This is a genomic window from Streptomyces sp. NPDC057963, assembly GCF_042887155.1.
Classification (GTDB): domain Bacteria; phylum Actinomycetota; class Actinomycetes; order Streptomycetales; family Streptomycetaceae; genus Streptomyces.
In genome coordinates, this window is the sequence record NZ_JBHVPX010000008.1 from 273,910 (window position 1) to 290,019 (window position 16,110).

At 71.0% G+C, this 16,110-nt stretch carries 9 protein-coding genes; 5 read left to right on the forward strand and 4 right to left on the reverse strand.

Annotation, left to right across the window (positions count from 1 at the left end):
* Positions 1-241 precede the first annotated feature (241 nt).
* From ACFVT1_RS21000 to ACFVT1_RS21010, 3 genes are all read left to right on the forward strand, one after another.
* Positions 242-976 (forward strand): VIT1/CCC1 transporter family protein, encoded by a 735-nt coding sequence (locus ACFVT1_RS21000; protein ID WP_389797486.1) that lies wholly within the window; start codon positions 242-244, stop codon positions 974-976.
* 413 nt (positions 977-1,389) lie between these two features.
* Positions 1,390-5,982 carry a glutamate synthase large subunit gene (gene gltB, locus ACFVT1_RS21005; protein WP_389797489.1) on the forward strand — a complete coding sequence of 1,531 codons (4,593 nt, stop codon included), beginning with the start codon at positions 1,390-1,392 and terminating at the stop codon, positions 5,980-5,982.
* A complete protein-coding gene (locus ACFVT1_RS21010) occupies positions 5,975-7,453 on the forward strand; it encodes a glutamate synthase subunit beta (protein WP_389797491.1) in 1,479 nt (492 codons plus the stop codon). The genes gltB and ACFVT1_RS21010 overlap by 8 nt, the downstream gene beginning before the upstream one ends.
* A gap of 131 nt (positions 7,454-7,584) precedes the next feature.
* Here the strand turns inward: ACFVT1_RS21010 and ACFVT1_RS21015 are convergent, their stop codons facing one another.
* From ACFVT1_RS21015 to ACFVT1_RS21030, 4 genes are all read right to left on the reverse strand, one after another.
* Positions 7,585-8,034, reverse strand: a complete 450-nt coding sequence (locus ACFVT1_RS21015; protein WP_389797494.1) for a hypothetical protein — start codon at positions 8,032-8,034, stop codon at positions 7,585-7,587.
* On the reverse strand, positions 8,031-8,369 hold the full coding sequence (locus ACFVT1_RS21020; protein WP_389797497.1) for a hypothetical protein: 339 nt from the start codon (positions 8,367-8,369) through the stop codon (positions 8,031-8,033). The genes ACFVT1_RS21015 and ACFVT1_RS21020 overlap by 4 nt, the downstream gene beginning before the upstream one ends.
* 4 nt (positions 8,370-8,373) lie before the next feature.
* On the reverse strand, positions 8,374-13,641 hold the full coding sequence (locus ACFVT1_RS21025) for a caspase family protein (protein WP_389797499.1): 5,268 nt from the start codon (positions 13,639-13,641) through the stop codon (positions 8,374-8,376).
* Between the two features lie 76 nt (positions 13,642-13,717).
* Entirely contained in the window at positions 13,718-14,653 is a 936-nt protein-coding gene (locus tag ACFVT1_RS21030; protein ID WP_389797502.1) for a rhomboid family intramembrane serine protease, read from the reverse strand.
* 137 nt (positions 14,654-14,790) lie between these two features.
* On the opposite strand from ACFVT1_RS21030, the gene ACFVT1_RS21035 reads away from it, so the two are divergent.
* Both ACFVT1_RS21035 and ACFVT1_RS21040 read left to right on the forward strand, forming a co-directional pair.
* Entirely contained in the window at positions 14,791-15,534 is a 744-nt protein-coding gene (locus ACFVT1_RS21035; RefSeq protein WP_389797505.1) for a VWA domain-containing protein, read from the forward strand.
* The gene (locus ACFVT1_RS21040; RefSeq protein WP_389797507.1) at positions 15,531-16,094 is read left to right on the forward strand and encodes a HutD family protein; all 564 of its coding nucleotides are present in this window, start codon (positions 15,531-15,533) and stop codon (positions 16,092-16,094) included. The genes ACFVT1_RS21035 and ACFVT1_RS21040 overlap by 4 nt, the downstream gene beginning before the upstream one ends.
* Positions 16,095-16,110 lie beyond the last annotated feature (16 nt).

Consider the following 16,110-nt stretch of genomic DNA (forward strand, 5'->3'; position numbering starts at 1 on the left):
GACGGCCCGGACGACGGCTCGGACGAGGTCCGGATGACGGTCCGGACGACGGCTCGGACGACGGCTCGGATGACGGTCCGGACGACGGCCCGGATGTGCCGGGTAAGGCCGTACTCACCTGGTCGCAGGGGCGGGTAAGTACGGCCTGCCTTGCTGGCGGGGGCCCTTTTTCGTGCGTACTTTCGATGGTGTTGAGCGGGGGCGGAGCGCGTGAAACCCGCTGCCGGAGAAGGGGAGAGCTGTGTCCATCATCGAGACCGACGCCGTACTGCACGAGGCGCACCGCGACAACCACACCCACCGCGATGTGAACGGCGGCTGGCTGCGCCCGGCGGTGTTCGGCGCCATGGACGGGCTGGTCTCCAACCTCGCGCTGATGACCGGCGTCGCGGGTGGTTCGGTCTCCCAGCAGACGATCGTGATCACCGGACTGGCGGGCCTGGCCGCCGGTGCGTTCTCCATGGCGGCCGGCGAATACACCTCGGTCGCCTCGCAGCGCGAGCTCGTCGAAGCCGAACTCGACGTCGAGCGGCGCGAGTTGCGCAAGCACCCCAAGGACGAGGAGCGGGAGCTCGCCGCGCTCTACGAGTCCCGCGGGGTCGAGCCCGGCCTCGCCCGCGAGGTCGCACGGCAGCTGTCGCGCGACCCGGAGCAGGCGCTGGAGATCCACGCCCGCGAGGAGCTCGGGATCGACCCGGGCGACCTGCCCTCGCCGCTCGTCGCCGCCGTGTCGTCGTTCGGCGCGTTCGCGCTGGGGGCCCTGCTGCCCGTACTCCCGTTTCTGCTCGGTGCGAGTGCGCTGTGGCCGGCCGTGCTGCTCGCGCTGGTCGGGCTGTTCGCCTGCGGTGCCGTGGTGGCCAGGGTGACGGCGCGCAGCTGGCTGTACAGCGGGCTGCGGCAGCTGCTGCTGGGCGGGGCCGCCGCGGCGATCACCTACGGGCTGGGCACGCTGTTCGGTGTGGCGGTCGGAAACTGAGGGCTGCCCCCGGACAGCTCCTGACGGGCCGGGCGGAGCACCGCTTCCCCGGCCTGTCCGCCATTCGTGTGATGTACGTCCTGGCGACCGCCTCTGGGCGGAACGGCATCCCCGCACGTAAAATGAGTCTCTATACGGAGCTGCACATAAGTAGCCATTATCCGGCGGTTTCATTTCCTCTGCCGCCGGGCATGAGGCGTAGACACCGCGGGCAACGACGCCTGCTCTCTGCGGTCCCGGGGCGCCCATCCTCCGACTGCGACCCACCCTCACCGCTTCGCACGGTGTCCGCATGTTGGAACGGACTATCCGCTTTTTGAGAAGCGCCCCATCATGTAATCCACGTAGAATTTCGCAGAGGGCCAACGTCGTCCCTCGGCACTGAACATGCCACGACGACGACGGGAGAGCCGATGCGTACCGACGCCTGGTCGCCCATGGACGGTCGCCCCGCCCAGCAGGGGATGTACGACCCCCGCAACGAGCACGACGCCTGCGGTGTCGGGTTCGTGGCCACTCTGACCGGTGTGGCCAGCCATGAGCTGGTCGAGCAGGCGCTGACCGTACTGCGCAACCTCGAACACCGCGGTGCCACCGGATCGGAGCCCGACTCCGGCGACGGCGCCGGAATCCTCCTCCAGGTGCCGGACGCCTTCCTCCGCGACGAGGTCGCCTTCGACCTGCCCGAAGCCGGTGCCTACGCCGTCGGAATCGCCTTCCTGCCCGCGGACGACTCCGCCGAGGCCGTCGGGAAGCTGGAGAAGATCTCCACCGAGGAGGGCCTTGAGGTCCTCGGCTGGCGCCGGGTCCCGGTCACCCCGGACATCCTCGGCAACGGCGCCCGCGCCACCATGCCCGAGTTCCGCCAGCTCTTCGTCGCGGACGGCGAGAGCACCGGCATCGCGCTCGACCGCAAGGCCTTCGTGCTCCGCAAGCGCGCCGAGCGGGAGGCCGGGGTGTACTTTTCCTCGCTCTCCGCCCGCACGATCGTCTACAAGGGCATGCTCACCACGGGGCAGCTGGAGCCGTTCTTCCCGGACCTCTCCGACCGCCGCTTCGCCACCGCCGTCGCCCTGGTCCACTCGCGCTTCTCCACGAACACCTTCCCGAGCTGGCCGCTCGCCCACCCGTACCGCTTCGTCGCGCACAACGGCGAGATCAACACGGTCAAGGGCAACCGCAACTGGATGAAGGCCCGCGAGTCCCAGCTCGCCTCCAGCGCGTTCGGCTCCGCCGGCAACGGACACGGCGGTACGGAGCGGCTGGACCGGATCTTCCCCGTCTGCACCCCGGACGCCTCCGACTCGGCCTCCTTCGACGAGGTCCTGGAGCTGCTCCACCTCGGCGGCCGCTCGCTGCCCCACTCGGTGCTGATGATGGTCCCCGAGGCGTGGGAGAACCACGCCTCCATGGACCCGGCCCGCCGCGCCTTCTACCAGTACCACTCCACGATGATGGAGCCCTGGGACGGCCCGGCCTGCGTCACCTTCACCGACGGCACCCAGGTCGGCGCGGTCCTGGACCGCAACGGTCTGCGCCCCGGCCGCTACTGGGTCACCGACGACGGCCTCGTCGTGCTCTCCTCCGAGGTCGGTGTCCTGGACATCGACCCCGCGAAGGTCGTCCGCAAGGGCCGCCTCCAGCCCGGCCGGATGTTCCTGGTCGACACCGCCGAGCACCGCATCATCGAGGACGACGAGATCAAGGCCGCCCTCGCCGCCGAGCAGCCGTACGAGGAGTGGCTGGAGACCGGCGAGATCGAGCTGGAGGACCTCCCCGAGCGGGAGCACATCGTGCACACGCACGCCTCCGTCACCCGCCGCCAGCAGACCTTCGGCTACACCGAGGAAGAGCTCCGCGTCATCCTCGCGCCGATGGCCCGCACCGCCGGCGAGCCGCTCGGCTCCATGGGCACGGACTCGCCGATCGCCGCCCTGTCCGAGCGCCCCCGGCTGCTCTTCGACTACTTCACCCAGCTGTTCGCGCAGGTCACCAACCCGCCGCTGGACGCCATCCGCGAGGAGCTCGTCACCTCGCTGCGCTCCACGCTCGGCCCGCAGGGCAACCTGCTGGAGCCGACCGCCGCGTCGTGCCGCAGCGTCACGCTGCCGTTCCCGGTGATCGACAACGACGAGCTGGCCAAGCTGATACACATCAATGCCGACGGCGACATGCCGGGCATGAAGGCCGCCACGCTCTCCGGGCTCTACCGGGTCGGCGGCGGCGACGACGCCCTCGCGGAGCGGATCGAGCAGATCCGCGCCGAGGTCGACGCCGCCATCGAGGACGGCGCCCGCCTCGTCGTCCTGTCCGACCGCCACTCCGACGCCGAGCACGCCCCGATCCCGTCGCTGCTGCTCACCTCCGCCGTCCACCACCACCTCATCCGCACCAAGCAGCGCACCCAGGTGGGGCTGCTGGTCGAGGCCGGAGACGTCCGCGAGGTCCACCACGTCGCGCTGCTGATCGGCTACGGCGCCGCCGCGGTCAACCCGTACCTGGCGATGGAGTCCGTCGAGGACCTGGTCCGCGCCGGCACGTTCATCGAGGGCATCGAGGCCGAGCAGGCCATCCGGAACCTGATCTACGCGCTCGGCAAGGGCGTCCTCAAGGTCATGTCCAAGATGGGCATCTCGACGGTCGCCTCCTACCGCGGCGCCCAGGTCTTCGAGGCCGTCGGCCTGGACGAGGGCTTCGTCGAGAAGTACTTCAACGGCACGGCCACCAAGATCGGCGGCGCGGGCCTCGACGTCATCGCCCGGGAAGTGGCCGCCCGCCACGCCAAGGGCTACCCGGCGTCCGGCATCTCGGCCTCGCACCGCGCGCTGGAGATCGGCGGCGAGTACCAGTGGCGCCGCGAGGGCGAACCGCACCTCTTCGACCCGGAGACGGTCTTCCGCCTCCAGCACGCCACGCGCAACAAGCGCTACGACATCTTCAAGAAGTACACCGACCGGGTGAACGAGCAGTCCGAGCGCCTGATGACGCTCCGTGGTCTGTTCGGCTTCAGGAGCGACCGCGAGGCGATCCCGCTCGACGAGGTCGAGTCCGTCTCCGACATCGTCAAGCGGTTCTCCACCGGCGCCATGTCGTACGGCTCCATCTCCCGCGAGGCGCACGAGACCCTCGCCATCGCCATGAACCAGCTGGGCGGCAAGTCCAACACCGGTGAGGGCGGCGAGGACGCCGACCGGCTCCACGACCCGGTGCGCCGCTCGGCCATCAAGCAGGTCGCCTCCGGCCGCTTCGGAGTGACCAGCGAGTACCTGGTCAACGCGGACGACATCCAGATCAAGATGGCGCAGGGCGCCAAGCCCGGCGAGGGCGGCCAGCTGCCCGGCCACAAGGTCTACCCGTGGGTCGCCAAGACCCGGCACTCCACCCCGGGTGTCGGCCTGATCTCGCCGCCGCCGCACCACGACATCTACTCCATCGAGGACCTGGCTCAGCTGATCCACGACCTCAAGAACGCCAACCCGGCGGCCCGCATCCACGTGAAGCTGGTCTCCGAGGTCGGTGTCGGCACGGTCGCCGCGGGTGTCTCCAAGGCGCACGCGGACGTCGTCCTGATCTCCGGCCACGACGGCGGAACGGGTGCCTCCCCGCTCACCTCGCTGAAGCACGCGGGCGGCCCCTGGGAGCTCGGCCTCGCCGAGACCCAGCAGACCCTGCTGCTCAACGGCCTGCGCGACCGCATCGTCGTGCAGACCGACGGCCAGCTGAAGACCGGCCGCGACGTCGTCATCGCCGCGCTGCTGGGCGCCGAGGAGTTCGGTTTCGCGACCGCGCCGCTCGTCGTCTCCGGCTGCGTCATGATGCGCGTCTGCCACCTGGACACCTGCCCGGTCGGCATCGCCACCCAGAACCCGGTCCTGCGGAGCAGGTTCTCCGGCAAGGCCGAGTACGTCGTCAACTTCTTCGAGTTCATCGCCCAGGAGGTCCGCGAGCTCCTCGCCGAGCTGGGCTTCCGCACGATCGAGGAGGCCGTCGGTCACGCCGAGCTGCTCGACACCGACCGTGCGATCACCCACTGGAAGGCGCAGGGCCTCGAACTGGAGCCGCTGTTCCACGTCCCCGAGCTGCCCGAGGGCGCCGTCCGCCACCAGCGGGTCGAGCAGGACCACGGTCTCGCCAAGGCCCTCGACAACGAGCTGATCGAGCTCGCCGCCGACGCCCTGAACGCGGAGAGCGCCGAGGCCGCCCAGCCGGTCCGGGCCCAGATCGCGATCCGGAACATCAACCGGACCGTCGGCACCATGCTCGGCCACGAGGTGACGAAGAAGTTCGGCGGCGCGGGTCTGCCGCAGGACACCATCGACATCACGTTCACCGGCTCCGCCGGCCAGTCCTTCGGCGCGTTCGTACCCAGCGGGGTGACGCTGCGGCTGGAGGGCGACGCCAACGACTACGTCGGCAAGGGCCTCTCCGGCGGCCGCGTCATTGTCCGCCCGGACCGCGGTGCCGACCACCTCGCCGAGTACTCCACCATCGCGGGCAACACCATCGCCTACGGCGCCACCGGCGGCGAACTGTTCCTGCGCGGCCGGACCGGTGAGCGGTTCTGCGTCCGCAACTCCGGCGCGACGGTCGTCTCGGAAGGCGTGGGCGACCACGGCTGCGAGTACATGACCGGCGGTCACGCGGTCGTGCTCGGCGAGACCGGACGCAACTTCGCCGCGGGCATGTCGGGCGGCGTCGCGTACGTCGTCGACCTGGACCGCGACAACGTCAACGTCGGCAACCTCGGCGCGATCGAGGAACTCTCCGGCACCGACCGGCAGTGGCTGCACGACGTGGTGCGCCGCCACCAGGAGGAGACCGGCTCCACGGTCGCCGAGAAGCTGCTTGCCGAGTGGGACAGTGCCGACGGCGGTGTCTCCCGCTTCAGCAAGATCATCCCGTCCACGTACAAGGCAGTGCTCGCCGCCAAGGACGCCGCTGAGCTCGCCGGTCTCTCCGAACAGGAGACCACCGAGAAGATGATGGAGGCGGCGACCCATGGCTGACCCCAAGGGCTTCCTGACCACCGGGCGCGAGGTCGCCGAGACCCGCCCCGTCGGCGAGCGCGTCAAGGACTGGAACGAGGTCTACGTTCCGGGCTCGCTGCTCCCGATCATCAGCAAGCAGGCGGGCCGCTGCATGGACTGCGGCATCCCGTTCTGCCACAACGGCTGCCCGCTCGGAAACCTCATCCCCGAGTGGAACGACTACGCCTACCGCGAGGACTGGACGGCCGCGTCCGAGCGCCTGCACGCCACGAACAACTTCCCGGAGTTCACCGGGCGGCTCTGCCCGGCCCCCTGCGAGTCGGCGTGCGTACTCGGCATCAACCAGCCGGCCGTCACCATCAAGAACGTCGAAGTCTCCGTCATCGACAAGGCGTGGGACAACGGCGACGTCACCCCGCAGCCGCCCGAGCGGCTCTCCGGCAAGACCGTGGCCGTCATCGGCTCGGGCCCGGCGGGTCTCGCCGCGGCCCAGCAGCTCACCCGGGCCGGCCACACGGTCGCCGTCTTCGAGCGCGCGGACCGCATCGGGGGCCTCCTCCGGTACGGCATCCCCGAGTTCAAGATGGAGAAGTCGCACATCAACCGCCGCATCGAGCAGATGCGTGCGGAAGGCACCAAGTTCCGTACGGAGACGGAGATCGGCAAGGACATCGACGCCGCCAAGCTCCGCCGCCGCTACGACGCGGTCGTCATCGCCGCCGGCGCCACCGTCTCCCGCGATCTGCCCGTCCCGGGCCGTGAGCTGAACGGCGTGCACTTCGCCATGGAGTACCTGCCGCTCGCCAACAAGGTGCAGGAGGGCGACCTGACGGTCTCCCCGATCACCGCCGAGGGCAAGCACGTCGTCGTCATCGGCGGCGGCGACACCGGCGCCGACTGCGTCGGCACCGCCCACCGCCAAGGCGCGCTCTCCGTCACCCAGCTGGAGATCATGCCCCGGCCGGGCGAGGACCGGAACGCCAACCAGCCCTGGCCGACCTTCCCGATGCTTTACAAGGTCACCTCCGCGCACGAGGAGGGCGGCGAGCGGGTCTACTCCGTCTCCACCACCCACTTCGAGGGCTCCGCCCCCGAGGAGGGGCAGACCGTCGGCAACGTCCAGGCCCTGCACCTGACCGAGGTGGAGTTCAAGGACGGCAAGCCGACGCAGAAGCCCGGCACCGAGCGGAGGATCCCCGCCCAGCTGGTCACCCTGGCCATGGGCTTCACGGGCACCGACCAGTCCAACGGCCTGGTCCAGCAGTTCGGCCTGGAGCTCGACGAGCGCGGCAACATCGCGCGCGACGCGGACTACGCCACCAACGTCGACGGAGTCTTCGTCGCCGGTGACGCGGGCCGCGGCCAGTCCCTCATCGTGTGGGCCATCGCCGAGGGCCGCTCCGCGGCGCGCGGCGTGGACCGCTTCCTGACCGGAGCCAGCGCCCTGCCGGCCCCGATCCGCCCGACGGACCGCGCCCTGGCGGTCTGATTCCACGGCACACAAGACGTCCCGTACAACGGCGTACGGAACTGAACGCGGCGCCTGCCCGTCCCCGACCGGACGATCTCGGCAGGCGCCGTGGCGCGTCCGGGGCCGGTCCGATCCCTGCCCCGAACCCGCTACGCGGCCGGAGCGACCCAGGTGACGATCACCGCCGCCGCCACCCCCAGCACCCCGGTCAGCGCCAGCCACCGCGCCCACTCGACCAGCCGCCAGATCCGGTGCGTCCGCCGCACCTCGTCGCGCAGCAGCCGCTCCGGCTCGCCGAAGATCTCCCGTCCGGGCCGGTCGTGCACGGCGACGACACTCAGCCAGGACGCGACGACGAGCGTCAGGAAACCCGTGATCAGCAGGGCGACGACCGTCCAGCGGGGGCCGGAGGCCAGCTTGCTGAGATCCTCCTGCCCCTTGAGGACGAAGACTGCGGTCAGTACCGCGGTCAGCGTGGACAGGAACGTGCGGTAGCCCTCGGCCTGTTGCACGGCGAGCCGGAGCTGCTCGTGCGGATCCGCGAAAGCGTCCAGCCGGCGTTCGGCGTCCCGCACCTGCTGCGGGGTGAAGTCCGTCATGGCGTCGGCCCGCTCTGCGCGACCAGCCCGGCGGGCGGCGGGGCGAGCGTCAGCAGGGCCCCGCAGCCGTGCGGCTCGTTCGCCGGCCGGGGCATGTGGAGCGACGCGCAGCGGCAGGTGGTGCGCCACGTCCCCGGCCCCGGGTCCTCGCGGCGGCCCAGGAAGCCGCCCCCCTTCGGGACCGGCGGCTGGACGGCGGGGAAGGTGCGGGTCATCGGGCAGCCGCACTGGACGCAGGTGCCCGTCGCCGTGTAGAGCGCACGGCCGTCGGACTCGCGCAGCGTCCAGGCGAAGGTGAGGACTTCGGTCCGGGTGACGGCGGCGTCGTATTCCATGGGATCACTGGCTCTCTTCGCTCTCTTCGGTGGTCGGTGCGGGAGACGGCAGGTCGAGGCCGAAGAGGCGGGCATACTGCCTCAGCCGCCCGGCGACCGCGGCCTCGTCGAGATCCGTCTCCTGCGCGCACAGGGCGATGTGGTCCCGGGAGACCTCGCCGGCCAGCGCCGGCAGACGGCCGGTGAGCTGAGAGGTGAGAAGGAGGACGTCGCGCCAGTCCGGCGACAGGGACGCCTCGCGGGAGTCGGGTTCGCGGACGGTGACATCGAGGCCCAGGCAGCGCAGGGGCGCGTAGCGCGCGTACGTCCGGCCGAGGTCCCAGCCGAACCGGCCTGCCACCAGGACGAGTTCGAGCGGCCCGAGGACGCCGGGACCGAGGAGCCCCTTGTCGAACGCGGCATGGTCGAACCGGTCCGGCGCGAAGTCGTCCAGGTCCCGCACGCCGGGGTCCGCCGGGTCGCCCGGCGGGGTCGGCGCGCCCAGCGGGGCGAAGGTCCGCAGATGGCTGACGGACGCTCCCAGCGAGCAGAGGCTGTCCTCCGCATGCCTCAGCAGGGCCGGAACGGTCAGCCGGTCACGGAACCGGGTGGCGTGGGAGTCGACCGATCCGGAAACCAGACTGCGTACGTCGCCGGCGGTGGCGCGCAGCCCACGGGCGCCCGGCGGGAGCGGTTCGACCTTCAGAGGCAGATCCGTGCGTACGTCGTTCAGCAGGTCCACCATCGTCCCGAGTTCGCTGTCCTGCTGGACCGAAAGGGCCAGGGCGTAGGCCAGGCTGACGCCGTCCTCGTCGAAGTCGCCCCCGACACTGATGTAATCGGAGTTGGAAATGCTGCTGGTCGCCGGATAGGGGACCAGGAGATTGCTGCGGGTGGACACCTGCCGCTCCAGGGCGACCCTGTCGGTCCCTCTCCAGTCGATCGCTCCCAAGGCGTCCAGGGCGCTGATCGCCTTGCGGAGTTCTGTCAGGTCTCTGCTCCGCTGGAGAAAGACGCCGGTCAGCTCCCACGGCCGCAGCGCGGGTGGGGCCGATCCCGACTTCCCTTTGAACAGCAGGACGGTGAGCGGGTACGGGACGATCCAGTCGGCCACCTCTTCGGGAATGTCCTGGGCATGGGCACCGGTGATCGGAGTCGCGACGTTGACCCGTCGGACCACCTCTCCCAGGCGGGCTCCGAGTTCCGAGGTCGCCCTCAGCAGATGGTGCAGCGGAAGCGCACCTTCGCGCCACGGCGGTGTGCCGTCGAACTCCGCCGACAGCAGGAGGCGCTGGTCGGGCGGGAGTACGCCGGATTCGAGCGCGGCGGCGGTGGGTGCGCGGACGAGGGAGAAACCCAGCGCGGTGAACTGCTCGATACGACGGGCGAGTTCGCTGAGAGCCAACGGGGGCTCCGCGCGGCTCAGCAGGTCGACGGGCCCTACTTCCCCGGGCAGCCAGCCCGTCGGCTTCAGCCAGGGGCTGGGAGGGAGGTCCCCATCGATCGCGAGGCGGCAGACCTCGTCCCCGGTCACGCGCTCCTGGGCGAGTACCGCGTCGATTTCGGGAGGCTTGGGCAGCGTGGGGTCGAGGAGGGACAGCTCCTGGAGCAGATCCGCCACCGCGCCCAGGGGGAGGTCGTGGAGTGCCGACACCGCCAGGATCGGGGCATGCACCGCAGGGGGCTTCGATCTGCGCAGCGTCTCGGACTGCTGCCGGAAGAACGGGAAGCTCGTCACCTCCGGGGGGTGCAATTGCCTTGCCATGGAAACATAGCCGGAGTAGAGGTCGGCGGCAGGCTGCTCCACCCCGCGGTCCCCCAGCTGCCTCAGGTCGTCCACGGCCGGGACCTCGACCCCCGTGACGGCATAGCGGCGCAATGCCTTCAGCGCCTCGCGCACCGGCACCTGGGCCCGGGCAGTCGCGTGGAGCACCGACACCCACGGTGGAGGCATGTCCTTCTGGAAGAGCAAGGCATCAAGGCTGGTGGGCGTGGGGTAGCCCGCCGGGGCGAAGTGCTCCTGGGACGTGAGGATGCCCAGGCGAGTGAACTGCCAGTCCCTGAACAGCACGTTCTCGTGGGGACGTTCGGAGTCGAGCCGCGCACCGCTGTAGGTGTTGCGCACGGCACTCTCGTCGAAGGGGAAGCAGCCCGCCGTGGCGAGCTGCAGCCTCCCCGGCACCAGTCGCTCGCCCTCCGCGGAGTTCAGCACGGCCACCGTGTCCCGGGGGAGCCCGTCGAGTACGGCGACGGCGACGCGGGGCGCGTCGGCGGCCAGCTTCCACAGCCACCGCATCGACACCTCCTTGCTGTCGGCCACCGCGTCCGCGACCCCCGCCAGCAACTCCTCCAGCACCAGGTCCTTGTCGTACGACAGCAGTTGATTGCGGTCCACGCTGGGCACCGGGCTGTGCCGCTCGCGCAGATTGATCACCCGCCCCTCGACGGCGGGCGCGTCCCGCACGACCACCCCGTCCAGCAGCAGCTGTCCCGGCCCCTGCACCAGCCAGGCGAACGCCTCCGTGGCCTCCTGCCCCCGGACCGGCAGCGGGCTGCCGTACCAGCCGTCCCGGTGCGCCAGGAGACCGGGATCCCAGCCGATCCTGCGGGCCTGCTCCCCGTCCTCCGTCAGCTCCTGCGCCGTCACCCGGTGCTCGGTCACCCACAGCAGCGAGTGCAACGTCTCCACCAGGGAGGGCCGCTTCTCGCCCTCGCGGGGTTCGGCCAGATAGAGGCGGACCCGGGTGCCGCCGTTCGCCGGGACCAGTGGGTCGGTCGTGCGGTTGATCTGGAGCAGGCCGGAGCCGGACTGGATGTCCGCGCGCAGCGGCTTCTCCTTGCCCGGCCGCCCGACGGAGTCCACCGCGTGGGTCCAGACGACGACCTCCTCGGCGAGCATGAAATAGCTGAACACCCCGATGCCGAAACGGGAGTTCATGGCCCGGTCGGCAATGCCGTGGCGCCGCCAGTTGCGTCGCTCCAGGACGAAGTCCGGGTCCTGCTCGTACCGTTTGCCGGCCCGCGCGAACATCGAGGTGAGCTTGGAACGGGTCATGCCCGCGCCCGTGTCCAGGCACTCGATGTACGGACGGTCGCCGTCCCAGCCCTGGGTGAACGTGATCTCGCCCGCCCAGCCCCGAGCGGCGGTCGTCTCGCCGTCCCACGGAGTCCGGGTGAGGCCGTACTGCCGTCGCATGTCGCGGTACCGGCAGGCGTCCAGCGCGTTCTGGTACAGCTCCCGGACCGCCAGCATCCGGTCCCCGTACAGCTGGGTGCCCATCAGCAGCGGCCGGATCTCGTCCTCCGCGAGGCGGAACCGTTCCAGCGGCTCCTGATAGCGCCCCGCCAGAGCCCGCAACTGCTGTGCCGTCACCTGGTCGGGCAGTCCGCGCAGCAGCGGCTGCGATCCGATGTCGCCGCGGAACGCCTGTACGGTGGCGTCCGCGTCGAGGGCGAGCTCCTCCACCGCGGCGTGCAGCGCAGGGTGCGGGCAGCGGAACCAGACGGTGAGACCGTAGGTGTCGACGGTGCGGCCCTCGGCCTCCTCGTAGTCGAAGCCGGTGCCGAGCGCCTCCACGACCTCGTTGGGCAGCAGGGGATCGTGAGCGCTCAGGTGGTCGACGAGCACGCTGGAGAGCCTGCGCGGATCCGCGGCGAGCAGCCCCGCCGTCCACAGCAGCCGGGCCAGTTGCAGCCCGCGCAGCCGGTTGCCGGGGACCGGCCGCCAGTTCTCGTCCCAGGTGTCGTCCGCGTGGTCCAGATTGATCCGGGGGCTCCGGCCGGGTTTGACCGTGAGATGACCGAGGACCTGGCGGACCTTGCTGTCGATCTCCTGTCGGGTCTCCGCCGTGACCGTCCCCGAGAGGGGGGTGTCCGCCGCCGCCTCGATCGCCGCGACCGTCATTGCGATGAGCCGGTCGACGAGACCGTAGTCCCCGGTCCGCTCCCACAGCCGGTCCCAGTCGGCGATGAACCGGTGGCGCAGCCAGTGGTCCGCGGCGGTCGTCGCGGACCGGAGTCCGGGCCCGCGCCCCCGCAGCGTCTCGGCCGTCCGCAGCACCATGGAATGGGCGCGGCAGACATCGCGGGCGGCGTCACGCACCAGCCGGCGGTGGTCACCCGCCGCCTCGGTCCGGTGGCGCGGGCCCGGGTCGAACTGTTCGGGCAGGAGTCCGCGCAGTTCGCCCAGGGCGATGGCGACGACCCCCTCATGGACGACGGCCGCGGCCAGCAGACACGCCGTCTCGGCGGGGGTCAGCCGCTCCACGTGCGTCAGTTTCGCCCGTGCCACCAGGGAGGTGAGCCGGGCCTCGACGCGCGCCGGGTAGAGCGGGTCGGACCAGGGGTCCTCGCGGTGGGCGCCGAATCCCGCGCAGCTGTCGACCACGCAGTGCACCAGATCGGTCAGCTTGTCCTTGACCCGGTCGTGGGCGGCCTCGGTGCCGGAGGTGTGCGACCACAGCCCGGACTCGCGGATCGTCCGGGTCCAGTGCAGGGTCTGCCGCGAACCCTCGCAGAGGACCGGGTCGGACTGCGCGGCACCGGACGGCGGGATGGGCAGCCGGGTCTCGACCCTCGGGGGCTCGACCTCCGGGTGCTGGTCCGCGGTCCGGCGCAGCTCGGTCGCCGCGTGCCGGGCCACGTCGAGGAACGTCGTCGGCGGGTTCGCGGAGGACAGCGCGCCGGCCAGTGCCCGGGCGAACCAACTGCCCTCCACCTCATCCGCGAAGGCCCGTTGTCCGGCGCCGCAGCTGTAGAGCCAGTAGGCGTCGTGGCTGCCGGAACTCCACCCGCCCGCCGTCTGCGCGGGCACCGCCGCGCCGGTCGTACGGCAGATGTCGAGGCAGACGACGGCGGTGACCCCGGCGGGCAGAGAGCTCAGCAGCCCGCTCTCGTCGGCGCGGAGCAGGCTGCCGGGGAGCAGGCCGCGGCTGCCGTCCGGGAGCTCCGGTCCGGGCTGGGCGTCGGCCAGGACCAGATGGTCCTTGTCGTCGAGGGTCTCGCCGTGGCAGGAGACGTAGAGGAATGCCGTGTCGCCCGGTTCGCAGGACCCCAGGAAGCCGGCGACCGCGCCGAAGACCGGATTGAGACCGGTGTCCTCGTGCTCCACGGCGACCGAGTAGTCGGACTGCTTCAACGCGGCGGCGATCAGCGACACATCGCGTCCGACGAAGTCGAGCGGGTGGTACCGGGCCGCGAGATCAGGGTCCTTGGCCAGATACGGGGTGTCCTTCACACCGATCAGCAGCGCGCGCCGCCGTCCCGCCGCAGCTTCGCCCCGTTCCCGCGCCACGCGCGCCCCCAGCCCTCTCGTCCCCGGCCTCATCATTCCAGAAGTGACCCACCGTAGACGGGCGTTGGCGGAGCGCTCAAGCCGCTCCGCCGCCGGTCAGCTGCGACGTCCTGAGGACCACCAGGGCGACCAGCACCACCAGCAGCACACCGCACGCGGCGGACTGCGCGAGGGCGCGCCGCTTCGCCGGGGCGTACGCGTACGCGAGCGTGACGGCGCCGCCTGTCAGCAGTCCGCCCAAGTGGCCCTGCCACGAGGTGAATCCGGCCGAGATCAGCATCCAGAGCAGGAACCCGGCCATGAACCGGTTCACCGCCTGCATGTCCCGGCCCAGGCGCTGGTTGATGACGTAGAACGCCGCGCCGAGACCGAAGACCGCCCCGGAGGCGCCCACCGTGCCGTCGGACGGCGCGATCAGATACACCAGGACCGAACCACCCAGCGCGGACAGCAGATACAGCGCGAGGTAGCGGGCCCGGCCCAGCTGCTCCTCGACGACGCGGCCCAGATTCCACAGCGCGTACATGTTGAAGAGGATGTGCAGCACTCCGAACGGCAGCGAGCCGAAGGACGATCCGCTCGGCGGGAGATGCAGGAAGGCGCCGGTCAGCAGCCGGTACCACTCGCCGCCCACCACACCGATCACGTCGAAGCCGGGGAAGTCCCCCGCCTGGTAGACGTACTGGCCTCCGTCGGGGCCGTTCAGTCCCGCGCCGAGCATCGCGAACCGGTCGACGATCCCGGGGCGGACCAACTCGCCCAGATACGCCAGGACGTTGAGGCCCATCAGCGCGTACGTGACGAGCGGTACCGCGGTCCTCGGCACCGTGCCGCCGAACACCGTGCGCGCCTGCCGGACCGAACGCCGCCCCTCCTTCACGCAGTCCACGCAGTGGTGGCCGACGGCGGCCTCGCGCATGCAGTCGGGGCAGATGAAGCGTTCGCAGCGGGTGCAGCTCACATACGTCTCGTACGACGGATGGCGGTAGCAGGTGGTGACTGCGGCCTCCACGGCGGGCTCCTTCACGGTGGGCGGACACGAGAGGCCGGTGGGGACGGCGGCGATCAAGATAGCGAACACCGCAGCCCGGGGCATATGCGGGTGCCTTACGCTCGGAGTCCTGACACGTCGAGGATCGGAGCATCCGCATGGTCGGCCCGTCCGCCGCAACAGGTCCGGCCATCGGCCTGCGCGAGATCGAGGAGACCGCGCCCGCGCTGGTGAGCCTCTACAAGAGCGCGTCGGTCTCGCTGGATAAGCGCGGCATGAGCGGCGAGCGGGCTGCGGTCTACCTGGTGCTCGACTACTCCGGCTCCATGAGGGAGTACTACAAGGACGGCAGCGTCCAGGCCCTGGCGGACCGGGTGCTGGGCCTTTCGGCGCACCTGGACGACGACGGCCGCGTACCCGTCGTCTTCTTCTCCACCGACGTCGACGCCGTCACCGAGATAGCCCTGGACAACCATCGCGGCCGGGTCGACGCGATCGTGGCGGGCCTCGGACACATGGGGAAGACCAGCTACCACCTGGCCATGGACGCGGTCATCGACCACTACATCGACAGCGGCTCGACCGCCCCCGCGCTCGTCGTCTTCCAGACGGACGGCGGCCCGATCAGCAAGCACGCGGCGGAACGCTACCTCTGCAAGGCGGCCAGCCTGCCGCTGTTCTGGCAGTTCGTCGGCTTCGGCAACAAGCGCAGTACGCAGTTCGACTTCCTGCACAGGCTCGACGAACTGGCCGTCCCCGCCAAGCGCCCCGTCGACAACGCCGGTTTCTTCCACGCCGGGCCCGACCCGCGCACGGTCCCGGACGCCGAGCTGTACGACCGGCTGGTCGCCGAATTCCCGCAGTGGCTGGCCGCGGCCCGGGAGCGGGGGATCGTCCGATGACGCTCCGGGTGCTGCAGGCGGCCGACCGTACGGCCACGCCCTGGAAGAACGGCGGGGGAGTCACCCGGGAGATCGCGGCGTTCCCCGAAGGGGCGCCGCTGGACGCCTTCGACTGGCGGGTCAGCCTCGCCGACGTGTCCCGGGACGGGCCGTTCTCCTCGTTCCCCGGGATCGACCGCACGCTGACCGTGGTCGAGGGGGCCGGGATGGACCTCGTGGTGGGCGGCGAGCACCACATCGTCGACGAACCGCACTGGCCGCACGACTTCCCCGGTGACCAGGAGACGTACGGGCGGCTGCTCGGCGGCCCGGTCGTGAACGTCAACGTGATGTACCGCAGGGAGAGCACGAGCGCGGAGGCCGCGGTGGTACGCGGCACCGTCCGGCTGTCGCCGCCCCGGGGCGGGGCGGTCCTGGCCCTCGCGCTGGAGGACGGTGCCGTGCTCGACGGCCGGGACATCGGACTCGACCGCTACGACGCGCTGCTGGCACGGGGCGAATCGCCGGGGGTGCTCCGGACCCTGGGGTGGGCCCTGGTGGTCACCCTGTCCCGCGGCTGAGCCGACGGAGAACGAT